The organism is Azospirillum endophyticum (assembly GCF_016595245.1).
Lineage (GTDB): Bacteria > Pseudomonadota > Alphaproteobacteria > Azospirillales > Azospirillaceae > Azospirillum > Azospirillum endophyticum.
Map to the genome: position 1 here is coordinate 203,164 of NZ_JAENHM010000058.1, position 18,677 is coordinate 221,840.

General features: G+C 67.7%; 16 protein-coding genes. 5 read left to right on the top strand and 11 right to left on the bottom strand.

What is annotated here, in order from left to right; genetic code table 11:
- Window positions 1-28 precede the first annotated feature (28 nt).
- The 3 genes from JHL17_RS19330 to JHL17_RS19340 form a co-directional block, all read right to left on the bottom strand.
- A complete protein-coding gene (locus JHL17_RS19330) occupies window positions 29-1,276 on the bottom strand; it encodes a TCR/Tet family MFS transporter (RefSeq protein WP_200195511.1) in 1,248 nt (415 codons plus the stop codon).
- Between the two features lie 172 nt (window positions 1,277-1,448).
- Complete coding sequence (locus tag JHL17_RS19335; protein WP_200195512.1) at window positions 1,449-2,024, bottom strand: TMEM175 family protein; 576 nt, start codon at window positions 2,022-2,024, stop codon at window positions 1,449-1,451.
- Window positions 2,025-2,095: 71 nt separating this feature from the next.
- Window positions 2,096-2,794 (bottom strand): pirin family protein, encoded by a 699-nt coding sequence (locus JHL17_RS19340; RefSeq protein WP_200195514.1) that lies wholly within the window; start codon window positions 2,792-2,794, stop codon window positions 2,096-2,098.
- Between the two features lie 150 nt (window positions 2,795-2,944).
- Between JHL17_RS19340 and JHL17_RS19345 the strand changes: the two genes are divergently transcribed.
- The gene (locus JHL17_RS19345) at window positions 2,945-3,874 is read left to right on the top strand and encodes a LysR family transcriptional regulator (protein ID WP_200195516.1); all 930 of its coding nucleotides are present in this window, start codon (window positions 2,945-2,947) and stop codon (window positions 3,872-3,874) included.
- A gap of 18 nt (window positions 3,875-3,892) precedes the next feature.
- Here the strand turns inward: JHL17_RS19345 and JHL17_RS19350 are convergent, their stop codons facing one another.
- Window positions 3,893-4,597: a YoaK family protein gene (locus JHL17_RS19350; RefSeq protein WP_200195518.1), complete on the bottom strand. Its 705-nt coding sequence runs from the start codon at window positions 4,595-4,597 to the stop codon at window positions 3,893-3,895.
- A 252-nt stretch (window positions 4,598-4,849) separates the two neighbouring features.
- Here JHL17_RS19350 and JHL17_RS19355 point away from each other — a divergent pair, with 252 nt between their 5' ends.
- Entirely contained in the window at window positions 4,850-5,260 is a 411-nt protein-coding gene (locus tag JHL17_RS19355; RefSeq protein ID WP_200195519.1) for a DUF7079 family protein, read from the top strand.
- A 37-nt stretch (window positions 5,261-5,297) separates the two neighbouring features.
- On the opposite strand, the gene JHL17_RS19360 is transcribed toward JHL17_RS19355, so the two are convergent.
- Both JHL17_RS19360 and JHL17_RS19365 read right to left on the bottom strand, forming a co-directional pair.
- On the bottom strand, window positions 5,298-6,212 hold the full coding sequence (locus JHL17_RS19360) for a pyridoxal-phosphate dependent enzyme (protein WP_200195520.1): 915 nt from the start codon (window positions 6,210-6,212) through the stop codon (window positions 5,298-5,300).
- Window positions 6,213-6,364: 152 nt separating this feature from the next.
- A complete protein-coding gene (locus tag JHL17_RS19365; protein WP_211113471.1) occupies window positions 6,365-7,027 on the bottom strand; it encodes a helix-turn-helix domain-containing protein in 663 nt (220 codons plus the stop codon).
- Between the two features lie 236 nt (window positions 7,028-7,263).
- Here JHL17_RS19365 and JHL17_RS19370 point away from each other — a divergent pair, with 236 nt between their 5' ends.
- The 3 genes from JHL17_RS19370 to JHL17_RS19380 all read left to right on the top strand — a co-directional run bounded on the left by JHL17_RS19370 (window position 7,264) and on the right by JHL17_RS19380 (window position 11,564).
- Entirely contained in the window at window positions 7,264-8,790 is a 1,527-nt protein-coding gene (locus tag JHL17_RS19370; RefSeq protein ID WP_200195522.1) for an amidase, read from the top strand.
- A 170-nt stretch (window positions 8,791-8,960) separates the two neighbouring features.
- On the top strand, window positions 8,961-10,196 hold the full coding sequence (locus tag JHL17_RS19375; RefSeq protein WP_200195523.1) for an MFS transporter: 1,236 nt from the start codon (window positions 8,961-8,963) through the stop codon (window positions 10,194-10,196).
- A gap of 123 nt (window positions 10,197-10,319) precedes the next feature.
- Window positions 10,320-11,564, top strand: coding sequence for an NAD(P)/FAD-dependent oxidoreductase (locus JHL17_RS19380; RefSeq protein ID WP_200195524.1), 1,245 nt, complete (start codon window positions 10,320-10,322; stop codon window positions 11,562-11,564).
- 84 nt (window positions 11,565-11,648) lie between these two features.
- Here the strand turns inward: JHL17_RS19380 and pstB are convergent, their stop codons facing one another.
- The 5 genes from pstB to JHL17_RS37695 all read right to left on the bottom strand — a co-directional run bounded on the left by pstB (window position 11,649) and on the right by JHL17_RS37695 (window position 18,373).
- Complete coding sequence (gene pstB, locus JHL17_RS19385) at window positions 11,649-12,512, bottom strand: phosphate ABC transporter ATP-binding protein PstB (protein ID WP_200195526.1); 864 nt, start codon at window positions 12,510-12,512, stop codon at window positions 11,649-11,651.
- Window positions 12,513-12,514: 2 nt separating this feature from the next.
- A complete protein-coding gene (pstA, locus tag JHL17_RS19390; protein ID WP_200195529.1) occupies window positions 12,515-13,396 on the bottom strand; it encodes a phosphate ABC transporter permease PstA in 882 nt (293 codons plus the stop codon).
- 5 nt (window positions 13,397-13,401) lie between these two features.
- Window positions 13,402-14,385 (bottom strand): phosphate ABC transporter permease subunit PstC, encoded by a 984-nt coding sequence (gene pstC, locus JHL17_RS19395; protein ID WP_200195531.1) that lies wholly within the window; start codon window positions 14,383-14,385, stop codon window positions 13,402-13,404.
- Window positions 14,386-14,493: 108 nt separating this feature from the next.
- Window positions 14,494-15,561, bottom strand: coding sequence for a phosphate ABC transporter substrate-binding protein PstS (pstS, locus tag JHL17_RS19400; protein ID WP_200195923.1), 1,068 nt, complete (start codon window positions 15,559-15,561; stop codon window positions 14,494-14,496).
- A 187-nt stretch (window positions 15,562-15,748) separates the two neighbouring features.
- Window positions 15,749-18,373 (bottom strand): methyl-accepting chemotaxis protein, encoded by a 2,625-nt coding sequence (locus JHL17_RS37695; protein ID WP_282189333.1) that lies wholly within the window; start codon window positions 18,371-18,373, stop codon window positions 15,749-15,751.
- Between the last annotated feature and the right edge of the window lie 304 nt (window positions 18,374-18,677).

The window sequence follows — 18,677 nt, forward strand, 5'->3', positions numbered from 1 at the left end:
GGACGGGTCGCAGGGCAGGGTGGCCGCGTCAGGCCGCGACGCCGTCCGCCCCGACGGTCCGGCCGTTGCGGCGCGCCACCACCCAGCCGGTCAGCGCGCCGGCCAGCAGCACCAGCGCCGCGATCAGGAAGGCGGAACCCGGGTACGGGAACAGCGGTTCGTTGCCCACCGACGCGGAATAGACCGTCCCGAAAAAGACCGGCGACAGGATACCGGCGACGCTCGCCACGCTCATGTTGGCCCCTTGCAGCTGGCCCTGCTCGGACGGCGAGACCCGTTGCGTCATCAGCGACTGGATGGTCGGCATCGCCAGCCCCCACAGCGCGTTGGGCACGACGGCGAAGGCGAACCAGCCGCCATCAGGCGCCAGCCCCATGCAGGCCAGACCGAAGGCCCCGCCGAACAGGCCGGCGACCATCGTGCCGCGGTCGCCCAGCCACTTCACCACGCGCGACACCACCAGCCCCTGCATGACCATGTCGAGCGCCCCGACCATCGCCAGCAGAAGCCCGACATCCCAGGCGCTCCAGCCGTAGCGATGCCCCGCATAGAGCACGAAGACGGCCGAGAAGACGTGATGGGAGAAATGCAGCATGAAATTGACCAGCGACAGTCCCGACAACTCGGGATGAGAGCGCAGCAGGCGTAGCGCCCCGAACGGGTTGGCCCGGCGCCAGGAGAAGGCCATGCGGTTTTCGGGCGCCAGCGATTCCGGCAGAACGACCAGCCCATAGAGGAAGGCCAGGCCGCTGAGCAGCCCTGCCGCCCAGAAGGGAGCGCGCGGCGACAGTTCACCCAGCAGCCCGCCCAGCAGCGGGCCGGCGATGAAGCCGGCGCTGAAGGCGGCCCCGATCAGCCCATAGGCGCGTGCGCGCTGCTCCGGCGGGGTCACGTCGGCCATATAGGCGAAGACGGTGGTGAAGCTGGAGGAGGTGACGCCGGCGATCGCCCGGCCGATCACCAGCCACCACAGGTTCGGCGCCACCGCCATCAGCACATAGTCTGCCGCGAGGCCGAGTGTCGACAGCAGGATCACCGGCCGCCGGCCGAAACGATCGGACAGCGACCCGATCACCGGGGAGCAGAAGAACTGCATCAAGGCCCACAGCGCCACCAGCGCCCCGTTGATGGTGCCCGCCTGCGCATCGGCCCCGACGAACTGCTCGATCAGCGACGGCAGCACCGGAATGACGATGCCCATCGCGACGATGTCGAGCGCCGCGGTGACGAGGATGAAGGCCATGGCGGCCTTGCGCGGACGAAGGACGGGAGACATGGGGGACCTTGGAAGACCGGAACGGGAGGACAGGAAGCGCAGCCGGAAAGAGCAGGCCGACGCCGAAACACCCAAGCCGCACATATAAGCGTCCGGGCCGAAGATCGCAAGCGGAATATTTCCGATATCGGATGCTTATCCGATTGTCCCACCATTCCATTCCTTCGCTCCGTCATTCCTCCAGGATGCGTTCGATCCGCCGGTCCGGCACCAGCCACAGCAGGATCACCAGGACGTACAGGACGATGGACAGCCATTGCAGGATGAAGGCAACCGGAATGGCCAGGGCATAGAGCGCCAGGCTGATCTTGCCCTTCCGATCGGTCCCGATGGCGCGCGCCACCGCCGAGTCACCGCCGCCGCAGGCGATGATCGCGCGTTCGGTCAGGCTGTAGCCGATGGCCGCCATGCCGAGGACGACGCCGTAGGATGCCGTCGCCACCGGCGAGAAGTCGCTGGCATCGAGCCAGCGGATGACGAAGGGAACCAGCGACAGCCAGAACAGCAGGAACAAATTGGCCCACAGCACCCGCCCGTCGATCCGCGTGGTCGCCTGCAGCAGATGATGGTGGTTGTTCCAGTAGAGCCCGACATTGATGAAGGACAGCACATAGGCCAGCAGGATCGGGACGCGCTCCGCCAGGGCGGCGAGGCTGCCGTCCTCCGGTACCTTCAACTCCAGCACCATGATGGTGATGGCGATCGCCACCACCCCGTCGGTGAACGCTTCCAACCGGCCGGTCTTCATGGCCCGATCCCCAGTCTTTGCAGAGGATGCCGTGCCGGGGCGGAGAAGCCCCGGCACGGCATCGGTTGCGGTCAGGCGGCGTCCACCATGACGATCTCGCTGTCCTCCAGCGCCGTCACCGTCAGGGTGTCGAGGTCGGCGATCGCAGCACCATCGCGGGCGTTCACCCGCACCCCGTCGATCTCGACGGCACCGCTGGCCGGGACGAGATAGGCGCGGCGGTCCTTGCCCAGCGGGTAGGACGCCGTCTCGCCGGCCTTCAGCGTCGCTCCCAGCACGCGAGCGTCGGTGCGGATCGGCAGGGCGTCGCCGTCATCGGCATAGCCCGAGGCCAGGGTGATGAAATTGCCGCCGCGATCGCCCTTGGGGAAGGGCTTGCTGCCCCAGCCCGGCTTCTCACCGCTGCGGGTCGGCATGATCCAGATCTGGAAGATGCGGGTGGTGACGTCCTCCAGATTGTATTCGGAATGCGCGATGCCGGTGCCGGCGGACATCACCTGGACGTCGCCCGCCTCGGTACGGCCCTTGTTGCCCAGATTGTCCTGGTGGGTAATGGCGCCCTCGCGGACATAGGTGATGATCTCCATGTCGCGGTGTGGGTGCGGCGGGAAGCCGGTGTGGGGGGCGATGGTGTCGTCGTTCCAGACCCGCAGGTTGCCCCAGTTCATCCGTTTGCCATCATGATAGTTGGCGAAGGAGAAGTGGTGCTTGGCATCGAGCCAGCCGTGGTTTTCGCCGCCCAGAGTGTCGAAGGGACGCAGTTCGATCATGGTCCGTCTCCTGAGTGTGCGGCCGAAGGGTCCGTACCGCGTCGGCCGCCGTGTTTCGCTTGAGAGGACAATAGCGCTTGGCGCCTTTCAGGTTTACCCCTATAAATCGGCACAAGATGTTCAAGAAAGTTGAACGACGAAGTTTGAGCGATGACGAACCCCGGAACTCCCAGCTTCGACCAGCTCAGCATCTTCCTTGCCGTGGTCGATGCCGGCAGCTTCGCCGGGGCGGGGCGGCGGCTGAACCGGGCGGTCTCCGTCATCAGCTATGGCATTGCCAACCTCGAAGCCCAACTCGGGCTACCGCTGTTCGACCGCGAAGGGTCGCGCAAGCCGACGCTGACGGCCGCGGGGCGGGCGCTGCTCGCCGAAGCCCGGACGATCGCGCAGGGGATGGACAGCCTGCGCGCCAAGGTCAGGGGCCTGCATGACGGGCTGGAGGCGGAGGTCGACCTCGCCGTCGACGTGATGCTGCCGGCCGAGCGGCTGGGCCGGGTGCTGCGGGACTTCGCCCGCGACTACCCGACGGTCTCGCTGCGCCTGCATGTCGAGACCCTCGGTGCGGTCGCCGCCCTGGTCCTCGACCGCCGGGCGGTGCTCGGCATCTCCGGCCCGGTGGCCGCCGGAATGGACGGGCTGGACCGGACGACCGCCGGATCGGTGCCGATGGTGCCGGTGGCCGCCCCCGATCACCCGCTGGGCCGCATGGCGCGGATCGCCCCCGGTGCCGGACGCGACCATGTGCAGCTGGTCCTCACCGACCGGTCGCGCGCCACCGAAGGGCAGGATTTCTCGGTGATGAGCCCCCGCACCTGGCGGCTCGCCGATCTGGGCGCCAAGCACGCGCTGCTGCGCGAGGGGATCGGCTGGGGCAACATGCCGCTGCCGATGGTCGAAGCCGACCTCGTCGCCGGGACCCTTGTGCGGCTCGCCATGCCCGACCATCCCGGCGGCACCTATCGCTTCTCCGGCGTCTGGCGCCGCGACACCCCACCCGGCCCGGCCGCCTCCTGGCTGCTCGCCCAGTTCGTCCAACTGGGAGCCGGCGACCATGAGGAGGATGGCTTCACCGACCTCTGACCAACCCCGCCGCTACCGTCAGGCCGCCGCCGGCGCGGTCGAGGCCGGATGAAGCGCGCAGAGCGCGGTGCCGGCCAGCACCAGGGCGCCGGCGACGACCAGGGGAAGCACCAGCCCGCTCTGCATCACCAGGACGGCGCCGACGGCGGCACCGAGGAAGATCGCCGCCACGCTGGCCATCCGGCGCCGCGCGTTGGGATTCGCGCCGCCGGCCAGGCTGGAATCGGCGGCCAGTCCGGTCAGGGTCAGGGTCAGGACCGTCGTCGTCAGGTCGGGAACCTTCATCTGCCGGACCGTGGCATTGCGGAAGCCCATGGCGAAGCCGGTCAGGACGATGATCGCATACAGACCGGTTGCGGGGGCCTGCGCGCCGACGTCGAAGCCGGTGGCGACGGCTGCGGCGATCCAGAACAAGGCCGTTTCGAACAGGGCGGCGGACAGCAGCCAATGCCGCATCGGCCGGCCGGCGAAAGTCTTGCCGAGCCGGCCGGCGATCAGGGCGCCGGTCAGGAAGGACAGCAGCGCCGCCACCGCCGGCAGGACCCGGAAGCCCGGCGTGCCGACGGCGGCGAAGCCGAGAAAGACGATGTTGCCGGTCATATTGGCGGTGAAGACCTTGCCCAGGCCGAGAACGCTGATGGCATCGACGAGCCCCGTCGTCACCGACAACAGCAGCAGGAGCCAGGGCAGGGGAGAGGTGCCGGATGCGGCCGGTGCGGACATGGCTGTCGTTTCCTGCTGTTCTTCTTGGGTGAAGGAGCAGTATCGGCGACCGCCGTGGCCAGGGTCTTGTCGCTTCGGGACCGGGTTGGACAATTCTGCACATCCCGTCGACTTCGCCGGACCGCGTTGACGATCTCCCGCCGGGCACATAATCTGTCGGACGGCTTCCGCGGCAAGCGCCCGACATCCGCGACGGCGCCACGGGATCCGGCAGGCTGGCGAAATCATCCGTCCTTATCGTCCGTCATCGCGATGAACGACGACATCCGCTTTTCCCAATCGGAATTGGAAGACCGCCGCCCGGTCTGGGATGCGCTGTCGTCGATGTACCTGGACACCGACGTGTCTTCGTCCCGCGACTGGCGCGTCCGGGTTCTTGCGGCATCGCGCTACAGCCTGGATCAAATGGACTCCATCCTGCGGGACGAGGTCCACCCCATATGCCTCCCGAACCTGCTCCACCCGACCGGCGAATGGGCGGGTTTCGATCCCGCCTGGCTGGAGCAGGCGATCTGCAGCCATCGGAACCGCCGGCTCTCCAGGCTTCTGACGACGATCGGCCGAACTTTGATGGACGGCTTCCCAACGGACGAGTGGACTGCCACGCGCCGGGGGATCGTCTCCCGGCGCGGACAGTACCGCCCACCCGGCGGCGCCCGGTGATCCAACCCGGTGAACCGGCGGAGACCGACCGCCTTGGTCAGCCGGAGAACGCCTGCAGCGTCTCGATGGTCGTGGTCGCTCCGCCGCAGACGATCGCGAGGATCTTTTCGAACGGCTGCAAAGCGGCATGCCCACCATAGGCCAGGGCCAGCGAAGCACCGCAAGCCGGCTCCACCAGCACGCGGTGGTCGTGCAGGAAGCGGAGGCAGGCTTGGACGGCCTCGCCGTCGGTGACCACCACGCTGACCACCGGATGGTCCATGGCAAGATCGAACGCCCTGGCGCAGACTTGCCGCGCGCCCAGCGAGGTCGCGATGCTGGTGATGCGGGGCAGTTCAATGCGGTGTCCCGCCGCGACGGATTGAGCCAGGGACTCCGCGCCATGCGTTTCGACGGCGATCACCGGCACGCCCGGCCAGCCGTTGCGGCGAAGCCCCTGGATCACGCCGGACATGAGCCCGCCGCCGCCGACCGACACCACCACCGCGTCCGGGCGCCATCCCGTCCGTGCGACCTCGTCGATCATGCCGGCATGCCCGTCCCACAACAGCTCGTCGTCGAACGGATGCAGGAACGCGTCATGGCCTCCCATCAGCGATTGGGCATGGGCATTGGCTTCCTGCCAGGAGGGGCCATGCACGACGACGTCGGCCTCCTCCTGCCGCAGCAACGCCACCGCGTGGTCCGATGTCGTCTCCGGCACCACGACGGTCACCGGGATGCCGAGCCGGCGGCCGGCATAAGCGACCGCGATGCCGGCATTGCCCCCCGACGAGGAGACGAAGCGCGTCGCTCCCCGCCGCGCATGGTCCTGGCAGGCGCGGCCGATGCCACGCAGCTTGAACGATCCGGACGGCTGCGCCGCTTCCATCTTCAGCCAGACCCCACGCCCGGCATGGGCGGAAAGCGGGCGGGACTCGATCAGGGGCGTCTCGATATGCAACGGCTTCATCGTGGTTCCGGAGCTTGCGTGGGGAGAATTTGATTTTCTGACGATTCCGGCAGGCGACGGACGCGAGCGGTGGCGATGGTCTCTATCCCTATTTTTCAATCCAAGGCTGAAAACGCATAACCTCGATTATGGAAATATTGCTTTGCGGACCCTCACGCGTCCACGGGTCTCGCCTCGGCTTCGGAAATGGAGCGCAGTTTCTGATAAAGATCGGGCTCTTCGCTGGTGCAGACACAGATGGCACGGGCCGGTTCCTCGCCGGCGTTCAGATAGGCGTGTCCCATGCTGCTGTCGAGATAGATGCCGTCGCCGACCTCCAGGATCGCCGGCTCGTAGAATTCGGTATGGACAGCGACGCGGCCGGACGTGACATAGAAATATTCCTCACCGGCATGCCGCAGGAGCGCTCCGAACTCCTCCAGCGTGCGCGCCCGGATCTCGGCCAGGATCGGTACCATCTGCTTTCCCACCAGATCCGTGCATTGATACCGGTAGGAATAGAAGGTCGTATCCACCAGATGTCCCTGTCCGGCCCGGCTGATGCTGCGGCGGGCCGTGACGACCTCCCGGCGCTCCGGCCGTGAGCCGGCCGGTTCGAACAGCTCGGCGATTTCGATCTTCAGTCCGGCGGTCAGCTGCAGAAGCTTGTCGTAGGTCAGCGACATCTGACCGTTTTCCACCTTCGACAAAGTCGACAGCGCCATTCCGGTACGTTCCGCCACCTGCTTCAATGTCAAGCCCCGCGCCCGGCGGGCGGCCTTCAGGCAAACACCCAGCCGCGACGTGGTGTTGGCCAACCCATCGTGATCCTGCATCGCCCCTTCCCGCTTCCCTGCCACCGGTGCTGCCAATTTTCCAGGCAGGCTTTATTGCATACGCTAAACAGTTTTCACGGACCGTTTCAGCAAGCCGGCCGCCGAGTTCCTGTTTTGCCACATGTTTGCGCAGTGCAGCAAGACAGGCGCCCATTTGCTGATCATATAAACTATTTGACCGATGCGCTAAATCCTGTGACGATATGTCAAATTGAAGACGGACGGATGTCTCCGCCATGCCCGATTTGCCCAAACCCGATCTGTCCACGGCCAGCCTTGCCGATCTCTCCCTTCTGGAGATGCGCCGCCGGATCGCCGGGAAAAGCCTGTCGCCGGTCGAATTGCTGGAAGCCTGCCTTGCCCGGATCGATCTCGTCAACCCGGCGGTCAACGCCGTCGTGGCGCTCGACGTCGACACTGCCCGGAAGGCCGCGGAACAGGCCGAGGCGGCGATCCGTCGTGGCGACGATGTCGGCCCACTGCATGGCATCCCGCTTCTGGTCAAGGACACCCAGGACACCGCCGGCCTCCGCACCACCTATGGCAGCCCACTCTTCGCAAACCATGTGCCGGCCGCCGACCAGGGATCCGTCGCCCGGCTGCGCGCCGCCGGCGCGATCATCGTCGGCAAGACCAACACGCCGGAATGGGCGGCGGGGGGAAACACCCGGAACCCGGTCTACGGCGCGACCGGCAATCCCTTCGACCCGTCGCGCTCGGCGGCAGGCTCGTCGGGCGGGTCGGCGGTGGCGCTCGCCTGCGGGATGGCGCCGCTGGCGACCGGATCGGACACCGGCGGCAGCCTGCGCAACCCGGCGGGCTATGCCGGGATCGTTGGGATGCGTCCCTCCCCCGGGCTGGTCGCCAGCGAGCGCCGGGCCATCGGCTGGTCGAACCTGTCGACCGACGGCCCGATGGCCCGCAACGTGGCTGATCTGGCCCTGATGCTGTCCGTCATGGCCAGCGACGACAGCCGCGACCCGCTCGCCTACAGCCTGCCGGGCGAACCGGTCCGCGGCCGGGCGGAACGCTGGTTCCCCGTCGGTCCCGCCGACCTGTCCCGGATGCGCATCGCCGCGACCGAGGATTTCGGCTTCGCTCCGACGGCGCAGGACATCCGCCGCACCTTCCGCGACCGGGTCGGCCACATCGCGCCGCTCGCCGGCGCTTGCGTGGACGCGACGCCGGACTGCACGGGCGCCGACGACGCCTTCGCGGTGCTGCGGGCCTCGGTGTTCCTGGCGATGCATGCCAGGACCTTCCGCGAGCGCCCCGACATGCTCGGCCCCAATGTCCGCGCCAACATCGAGGAGGGGCTGGGTTACAGCCTGGAGGACTATACCCGTGCCGCGACGACCCAGACGCGGATCTATCGCTCCTTCCAGTCCTTCTTCGAGACCCACGACCTGCTGATCAGCCCGACCCTCACCCTCAGCCCGCGCCCCTGGAGCGAGCTTTACCCACGGGAGATCGATGGTCGGCCGACACGCTCCTATTTCCACTGGCTGGCCCTGGCCTATGGCGTGACGCTGGCCGGCCATCCGGCAGTGAGCCTGCCCGTCGGGCTGGATGAATCCGGAATGCCCTTCGGTCTGCAGATCGTCGGCCCGCGCGGCGGCGACGCGCTGGTGCTTTCCGCGGCGGCCGCGCTGGAGGCGGCCTTCGCCGACGATCCGGCCCTGTGCCGGCCGGTGCCGGACCTGCGGAAGCTGGCAGCGGCGCCACCCCTGTCCGAGACCCCCGGCTTCCGCGCCTGGGACTGAGCGGCCCTTCAGCCGAATCTTCTTCGTTCCGACGTCGATCGCCGACCCGGCTGCCGGCAATCCGCCCCGCCGCAACGCCCGCCCCTTGCCCCCGCTTTGCCTGCCGCTCCGGCAAACCCCACCGAAAACCGATGGAGCCGAGCTTCCTCTACATCTGACGGAGTTCTCGCATGTCCGCCCTCAAGACGCATAAGACCAGCATCATCGGCTTCTCGCTCCTCTATCTGGCATTCTGCATTTCCTACATCGACCGGGCGGCGATCTCGATCGCACTGGGGCAGATCGGGAAGGACTTCAATCTCCAGGCCTCCGAGCTGGGCGTGGTGATCAGCGTCTTCTTCCTCGGCTACTCGCTGATGCAGATTCCGGGCGGCTGGCTGGCCGACCGCTTCGGCTCCAAATACGTGATCGTGATCTCGATCGCCCTGTGGTCCGTCTTCACGGTGTCCACCAGCTTCGCTTGGTCCCTGGGGTCGCTGATCGCCATCCGGCTGGTGTTCGGCATCGCCGAAGGCGGCTTCCCGCCGGCCGCCATCAAGGCGGTGGCGGAGATGTTCAGCAAGGACAACAAGCCGAAGATGACGGCTTTCCTGACCTCGTCGAATTATGCAGGCAGCATGATCGCGCCGCTGGTGATGGCGCCGCTGATCCTCGGCCTTGGCTGGCGCCATGCCTTCGAAGTCATCGGCTTCGCCGGGATCGCCTTCGCCGTCGCCTATGTCCTGCTGGTTCCCAACGATCCCAAGTCCGAGTCCGGGCAGGGGTATCGCCATGCCGCGTCGGCCAAGCGGATCGACTGGGCCACCACCCGCATGCTGCTGAAGACTCCGTTCCTCTGGCAGTTGGTCGTCGTCTGGTTCGGGTTGAGCTGCGTGAACAAGGGGCTGGATTCCTGGATGCCGCTCTATCTGCTGCAGCAGCGCGGCCTCGACCTCAAGTCGGTCGGCGTTCTCGTGCCGATCCCCTTCCTGCTCGCCACCATCGCCACCGCCATCGGCGGCTGGGTGATGACCCGCTTCTTCGCCGACCGCGAAAAATACCTGCTGGTCGGCAGCGCCCTGCTGACCGGGATCTTCCTCTTCGCCATGTACCGGTCGGAGACCGTCGCGGCGCTGATCGTCTTCCAGTCCTTCGTCTACTTCTTCAAGTCCTTCGTCCTGGCGACCGTCATCGCATTGCCGACCAAGGTGCTGCACGAAAGCCAGATCGGCACCGGCATCGGCATGGTCAATCTGGGCGGGCAGATCGCCGGGTTCGTCGCGCCGATGGTGATGGGTTTCCTGGTATCGGCCAGCGGATCCTTCGACACCGCCTTTGGTTTCCTGATCGTCATGACCGCCCTGTCGGTGGCGGTCGCCTCGACGCTGCGGACCGGCCAGCAGCGCCTTGCCGCCAGCGTCGCCTGACGCAGGTCAAGAAACCGCACGCCCCTCTGAAAATCATGGAGTTCATCTTGCCCATCCCCACCCTTCCCTTTTGCAAGGCCTGTATCCGGATCACCGCGACCGCCAAGGCCCAGGCGTGACGTCATGAAACAGGCACTCGTTCTCGGCGCCGGCATGGTGGGGATTTCCACCGCCCTCCAACTCCGCAAACGGGGCTGGACGGTGACGGTGGTGGACCGCCGCGGTCCGGGCGAAGAGACAAGCTATGGCAATGCCGGCATCATCCAGTGCGAGGCGGTCCGCCCCTATCCGATGCCGCGCGATATCGGCACCCTGGCCGCCGTCGCGACGGGACGGACCAACGACGTCCATTACCATGCCGCAGCCATGCCCGACCACGCCGAGGCGCTGGCCCGCTACTGGTGGCATTCCGCCGAAAACCGCCACGCCCGCATTTCCGATGCCTATGCGCGGCTGATCGTCCAGGCGACAGCCACGCACGAGGACCTGATGCGGGACCGTCCGGCCGACGGGGACATGGACGGTCTGGTGCGGCGCGACGGTTACCGGACCCTGTTCCGGCGCGAGTCCCTGTTCGACAAGGCGCTGGCCGCCGCCGAAGAAAACCGGAAGCGCTGGGGAGTCCGTTTCAAGGCCCTGACGTCCGGCGAACTGGCACGGGCCGAGCCGGCCCTCAAACAGACGGGCGTCGGTGCCATCCACTGGCTCGACCCCTGGACGGTGTCGGACCCCGGCGCCCTGGTCGCCGCCTACGGACGGCGCTTCGTCGAGGCCGGCGGCCGGCTGCTGGAGGGGGATGCCCGCAGCCTGACGGCCACGCCGCAGGGGGGATGGGCCGTTGAAACCGCGGACGGACGGCTGGAAGCCGACGCCGCCGTCGTGGCGCTGGGACCCTGGTCTCCGGAGCTGCTGCGGCCGTTCGGCCTGCGCTTCCCGATGGTCCGCAAGCGGGGCTATCACCGCCATTACACCGGCGGCGGCCTGTCGCTTCCCCTGCTGGACACCGGCTTCGGTTATGTGATCGCCCCGATGAAGCGCGGCCTGCGCATCACGACGGGCGCGCAGTTCACCCATGCCGACGCTCCCGCCGACCCGGTCCAGCTCGAACGGGCGGAGCTGGGGGCCGAGGGGCTGCTCGACCTGGGCCTGCCGGTCGAGCCGCAGCCCTGGCATGGAACGCGGCCCTGCCTGCCCGGCATGCTGCCGGTCATTGGCGAGGCGCCGGGGCATCGCGGCCTGTGGATGAATTTCGGCCATGGCCACCAGGGCTTCACGCTGGGGCCGGCGACCGGCAGGCTGCTGGCCGAACTGATGGGCGGCGAGACGCCCTTCACCGATCCCGCCGCCTTCCGCCCGGATCGGCACTGAAGGCGGTGACGCGAAACGAAACGGCTCCCGCCACCAGTCGGTGACGGGAGCCGTTTCGCTTTGCCGGGCTTGGCACCGATGGCGTCAGCCGAACCGGCCGGTGATGTATTCGGAAGTCTTTTCCTTGGTCGGGTTGGTGAAGATCTCTTCCGTGTTCCCGAACTCGATCAGCTCGCCCAGATACATGAAGGCGGTGAAGTTGGAGATGCGGGCCGCCTGCTGCATGTTGTGGGTCACGATGGCGATGCAGTAGTCGGAGCGCAGCTCGTCGATCAACTCCTCGCACTTGGCGGTGGAGATGGGGTCGAGCGCCGAGGTCGGCTCGTCGAGCAGCAGGACCGACGGCTTCACCGCGATGGCGCGGGCGATGCACAGGCGCTGCTGCTGGCCGCCGGACAGGCTCATGCCGTTCTGGCGCAGCTTGTCCTTCACCTCGTCCCACAACGCGGCGCGGCGCAGCGAGAACTCGATCCGCTCCTCCATCTCGGCGCGGGACAACTTCTCGTACAGCCGCACGCCGAAGGCGATGTTGTCATAGATCGACATCGGGAACGGCGTCGGCTTCTGGAACACCATGCCGACGCGGGCGCGCAGCAGGTTGAGGTCCTGCTTGGGCGACAGGATGTTCGTGCCGTCCAGCAGCACCTCGCCGGTGGCGACCTGCTTGGGATAGAGGTCGTACATCCGGTTCAGGATGCGCAGCAGGGTCGACTTGCCGCAGCCCGACGGGCCGATGAAGGCGGTGACCTGACGGTCGTACAGCGGCAGCGAGATGTTCTTCAGCGCCCGGTAGCCGTCATAGAAGAATTCCAGGTTGCGGACGCTGATCTTCTCGGGCAGGCCGGCACCGGCGATTGCGCGATCCGCGGCCGTCCCGGCGAGCATGCCGGGGGGCATCGGGTGGCTGCCGTGGGCGGGGCTGTTGGCGTCCATGTGGGTCATCGTCATGGTTACTTTCTCGTCGTGCCGAGACCGGCCAGCAGCCGGGCGCCGATGTTGAGGAGCAGGATGGCGACCGTGATCAGCAGCGCGCCGCCCCAGGCCAGCTGGCGCCAGTCCTCATAGGGCGACATCGCGTACTGGAAGATGACCACCGGCAGGTTGGCCATCGGCGCGTTCATGTCCGCGCTCCAGAACTGGTTGTTCAGCGCGGTGAAGAGCAGCGGCGCGGTCTCGCCGCTGATGCGGGCGACGGCCAGCAGCATGCCGGTGATCATGCCGTTGCGGGCGGCACGGTAGGCGACCAAGGTGATCACCTTCCACTGCGGCGCGCCGAGCGCGGCGGCGGCCTCGCGCAGGCTGTTGGGCACCAGCTTCAGCATGTCCTCGGTCGTGCGGACGACGACCGGGATGACCAGAACCGCCAGCGCCATGGCGCCGGCCCAGGCCGAGAAATGGCCCATGCGGACGACCAGCACCTCGTAGACGAACAGGCCGACCATGATCGACGGCGCGCTCAGCAGCACGTCGTTGATGAAGCGTACCACCTCGGCCAGCTTGGTGCCGCGGCCGAACTCGGCCAGGTAGGTGCCGGCCATGACACCGACCGGCGTGCCGACCGCGGTGGCGACCGCGGTCATGACGACGCTGCCGAAGATGGCGTTCAGCAGGCCGCCCTCCCCGCCCGGCGGCGGGGTGTTCTCGGTGAACAGGCTGAGGTTGATCGCCGACAGCCCGTTGTAGAGCAGCGTCCACAGGATGGCGACCAGCCAGAACAGGCCGAAGCCGGCTGCCCCCAGCGCCAGGGACAGCGCCACCTTGTTGGCAATGCGACGGCGGTGGTAGAGCCCCCCGATGGGGGTCGCCAGCGTCGCGGAATTGGACATCGTCATGGGCCTCAGACTCCGGCCTTGCGCTGCAGGCGCAGCAGCATCAGCTTGGCGATCGACAGGACGGCGAAGGTGATCAGGAACAGGATCAGGCCCAGCGCCACCAGCGACGAGGTGTAGACGTCGCCGACCGCCTCGGTGAACTCGTTGGCGATGGAGGCCGAGATCGTCGTTCCGGGCGCCATGATCGAGGAGCTGATGCGGTGCGCGTTGCCGATGACGAAGGTCACCGCCATCGTCTCGCCCAGCGCACGGCCAAGCCCGAGCATGACGCCGCCGACCACGCCGGTGCGGGTGTAGGGCAGCACCACGTTCCACACCACTTCCCAGGTGGTGGCGCCCAGCCCGTAGGCGGATTCGCGCACCATCGGCGGCACGGTCTCGAACACGTCGCGGGTGATGGAGGTGATGAAGGGCAGCACCATGATGCCGAGGATCAGGCCGGCGGTCAGGATGCCGATGCCGTAGGGCGGCCCCATGAACAGGTTGCCGATGCCCGGGATCTGGCCCAGCGTCGCGATCAGGAAGGGCTGGATCGTCGACTGCATGAAGGGGGCGAAGACGAACAGGCCCCAGATGCCGTAGATGATGCTGGGGATGCCGGCGAGCAGCTCGATGGCGACGCCGAGCGGGCGCTTCAGCCAGGCGGGGCACATCTCGGTGATGAACAGGGCGATGCCGAAGCTGACGGGAATGCCGACAGCCATGGCGATGATGGAGGTCAGCAGCGTGCCGTAAATGGGGGCGAGCGCGCCGAACTGTTCGGACACCGGGTTCCAGACTTCGGTACCGACGAAGCCGAAGCCGAACATGCGCAGTGCCGGAAGCGCGCCGTCGATCAGGGAAACGGTGACGCCGCCCAGGATCAGCAGGACGAGCAGCGCGAATGCGAGGGTGGCGTTGCGGAAGGCCGCATCCTGCAGGCGCTGGCGGCGAGCCCGTCGGGCGGTGGAGGCGTGTGCGTCGGTCAAAGTCAGCGCGATCTCGGTCATGGCCGCTCCGTGAGGCGTGCGATGGGGACGGCGCAATTTCCGTCCCCACCGGCGATCATGCCCCCGGGCGCACCGACCAGCGGCCCGCCCGGGGTCGGTTGGCCGTCGTTACTTGGCCGACGCGGTCCAGACCGGCTTGCCGTCGGCCTGGATCGTCTGGGACCAGGTCTTCTGGACCAGCGACACCACCGCTTCCGGCATCGGGACATAGTCCAGCTCGGTCGCCATCTTCGAGCCGTTCTTATAGGCCCAGTCGAAGAACTTCAGCGCCTCGGCCGAAGACGCCGCGTCCTGCGGGGTCTTGTACATCAGGATGAAGCTGGCACCGGTGATCGGCCAGCTCTCCGCACCCGGCTCGTCGGTCAGCAGGACGTAGTAGCCCTTGCTGTTGGCCCAGTCGGCGTTGGCGGCGGCGGCCTGGAAGGCCTCGATCTTCGGCGAGACGGTCTTGCCGTCCTTGTTCTGCAGGTCGAGGTGGGTGATGTTGTTCTGCTTGGCGTAGGCGTATTCGACGTAGCCGATCGAGCCGTCCGTCTGCTTGACCATGTTGGCCACGCCCTCGTTGCCCTTGGCGCCGATGCCGGCCGGCCACTGGACGGAGGTGTTGGCGCCGATCTGGGTCTGGAACTTCGGGCTGGTCTTCGACAGGTAGTCGGTGAACAGGAAGTTGGTGCCCGACCCGTCAGAGCGGTAGACCGGGGCGATGGCGGTGTTCGGCAGGTTGACGTTCGGGTTCAGCGCCTTGATCTGCGCATCGTTCCACTTGGTGATCTCGCCCATGTAGATGTTGGCGAGAACGGTGCCCGACAGCTTGACCTCGCCGGCCTTGATGCCCTTCAGGTTCACGACCGGAACCACGCCGCCCATGATCATCGGGAACTGGATCAGACCGGCCTGCTCCAGCTCTTCCGGCTTCAGCGGCATGTCGGAAGCGCCGAAGGTGACCGTCTTGGCCTTGATCTGCTTGATGCCGCCGCCCGAACCGATCGACTGGTAGTTCAGGCCCGTGCCCGTCTCCTTCTTGTAGGCGTCGGCCCACTTGGCATAGATCGGATACGGGAAGGTGGCGCCGGCGCCGGAGATGTCGGCGGCCGAGGCGACCGACAGCGGGGCGACCGACACGGACAGAACGGCCAGGGCACCGAAGGCGGCGCAACGAACGAACGCCGAGGTCATGGTTTTCACGGCTAAACTCCCGATAGGTTTGGACGGTGTCGTTGGGTTTTGGAAAAGCCCGGCCTTGGCCGGAGGTCGTAACCCGCCTTCTTCGTCGCGGTGACCATAGCCGCCGCCGGTGACGGGTTTGTTTTGTTTACGTGTCAGTTTTATGAAACCGACCCGTTCTTGCCCGGGGCAGCGCCGATCATCGCGCGGCCCGGATTTCCTGGAGGAACAGATGCACGGCGGAGCCGAGATTGGTCGCCTCGTGCGACAGGCTTTCCGCCACCTGCAGCACGTCGCCGGCCTGGGTGCGGACCTTGGCGGCGGCTTCCGACAGGCCGGCGACATGGTCCGACGCCGCCTGGGTGCCGACCGCGACGCGGTGGGAACTGTCGACGATGCTCGACGTGATCACCGCCTGTTCCTCCACCGCCGCGGCGATGGCCGAGGCGTTGGATTCGATGCGCTGGACGCTGCCGGTCATGGTCGCCACCACCTCCGCGGTCTGCCGGCTCGCCGCCTGGGTCGCGGCGATCTGGCGGGCGATCTCGGCGGTGGCCTGGGCGGTCTGGCCGGCGAGCGCCTTGACCTCGCCGGCGACGACGGCGAAGCCACGGCCCGCCTCCCCCGCCCGCGCCGCCTCGATGGTGGCGTTCAGCGCCAGCAGGTTGGTCTGGCCGGCGATCTCGTCGATCAGCCCGACCACGGTGCCGATCTCCCCCGCGGTGCTCGACAGGTCGGCGACGGTGGCCTTCACCTGCTCCGCCCCGGCGGCGGTGTCGCCGATGATGCGGGCCGACTCGCCGGTGCGCTTGCTGATCTCGGCGATCGACTGCGAGATTTCCGACGCGGCTGTCGCCACCTGCTGGATCCCCGCCGCCATCTCGCCGGACAGTTGCATCGCGGCGTCGGCGCGGTCGTTGGCGTTGGCGGCGATGTCGGTCAGCGAGCGGGCGCGCGCCGCCATCACGCGGGCGGCATCGGCCAGAGTCTCCACGCTGCTCAGCACGTTGCGCTCGAACTGGTCGGCGATCTCCAGCATGCTGGTCCGGCGGGCCGTGGCGGCGTTCCGGCGTTCGATCTCCACCTTCTCATGCGCCTCCTCCATCGCCTTGGCGTTGGCGATGAAGACGAGCAGCGCACGGGCCATGTCGGTGATCTCGTCGTTGCCCTCGGCCTTCTGCTCCACCGTCAGGTCGCCGTCGGCGACCCGGCGCATGGCGGCGGCCAGGGCCTCCATCCGGCCGACGACGCGGCGGCCGACATAGAGCGAGACGATCAGCCCGGCCAGCAGCACGCCGGCCGTCGCCAGCAGGAACTGGATTTCGTTGGTGCGCTCCAGCGCGTCATGGGCGGCGGAAGCGCCGTCGGCGGTCGCCCGTTCGGCCGACTGGACCAGCCCGTCGACCATGGCGGTCAGGGTGGCACCGGTGCTGCGGTTGCTGTCGATCAGCGCCGCATTCTCGGCATAGGCGGCAAGCTCGCCGGTCCGCAGCGCCAGGATGCCGTCATTGCCGAAACCGAGATCCAGCAGCCGCTCCGCCAGCCGGCGGACCTCCGCGCCCAGATCGTCCTGCGAGTCCTGCAGAGTGCTGCGCATCGTCGCCGCCAGCGGGTCGAGCGTGCGGCGGGCTGCGGCCAGACGGGCCGGCGTTTCCGCATTGCCGGCCTCCGCCAGCTTGCCGGCCAGCAGGTTGGCGTCGGCCATCAGGCCGCTCAGCACGGTGTAGCGGTGCTGGGCCGCCGGAACGGTGTTGGTGGACAGATCCTGCATCCGCTCCGCGATGGCGTTGCCGGCCTCGGCGATGCGGCCGCGCGAGTTCAGCATCAGCGGCAGCATGCGGGCGTTGGCATCGCGATCCAGTTGGATGATGTCGTCGACGCTGGCGGCCAGCGACTCGGCCAGCTTGCGCGCCTCGGCCTCCGGGATGCCGGGGGTGAGCTGGCGCACCCGGCGGGTGTAGACGCTGTGGTCGCCGTCGCCGAACCCCGCCAGTTCGTTGATCGTCGACACGACCGGGGCCGCCGCCTCGCTCTTCGCCAGCGGGCGCAGCGCGCCCTGCAGGTCGGACAGGGCGGAATCGAAGTCGGTGGACAGCGACATCACCTTGGACCGCTCGGTCTCGAAGGCGCCGATCAGCAGCGATTTGGCCAGGGCGGCTTCCGCTCCGCGCAGCTGGAACAGCGGGATCACCGTCTGCCCCAGCTCGCCGCCGATCACCGCGGAGGATTGCGAGGTCGCCTCCACCATCGCGGAGATCGCCTGGGCCAGCTGCTCGCGCGAGGCCTGCATGTCGGGTTTCAGCGCGGCGAGCAGGCGGGCATGGGCGTCGCTCAGCTCCACCAGCCGGCCGCTGCGCCGGTCCTGCAGGGCGAGCCGCTGGCCGGTCGCCTTGCCCAGCGCATCGATGGTGCCGAGCAGCGAGCGGGCTGTGTTGGTCAGCTCGGCAAGGCGGCCGGCATCATCGCCGGCGGTACGGTCCCCGGTATTGCCATACCCGCCGGCCAGCTGGGCGAGCTGGCCGTTCAGCGCCCCGCGCTGCGCATCCACCGCGCTGCGCAGCCGGGTCAGATCCTCGTCGGAGGACGCGGCGTCGATCAGCGGTCCCAGCGCCAGCACCCGTGCCGTCGTCGTGGCGAGGCCATGGGCGGCGCTCAGCACCGGAACCTGCGTGCCGGTGATGTCGGCGACATGGTCGCGGACCGCGCCGTAGGACATCCACCCGACCACGGCCGCGATGCAGGGCAGCGCCGCAACGACACCGAAGGCCATCAGCATCTTCGACTTGATGCCGGACCGCCGTCGCTGGTCGATAGGCTTTGCCATATGGGCCACCCATGGCTTGGAGGTTGTCCGTACCGCGCCCGCGGTTCTCCGCGAGCCGGCCGACGCCATGGGTAGCCCTTCTGGTTGGATGAATTGGTGACGGTTGGATGAAGTTTTCGCGACGCACAATCGAAAGAATGCTGCGCGCGGGAAATCACCTCTCCGGGCCGTGGTCAGGAGCCGGCAACCGGGCAGTTATGGTGAATCGAAGGTAAACCGCGGAGAAGTCAAAAACGGCGCCCGACCATGCCGGGCGCCGCTTTACTGGGCGTCGTCACTGCAGGGCATCGGCCTCGCGGACGGC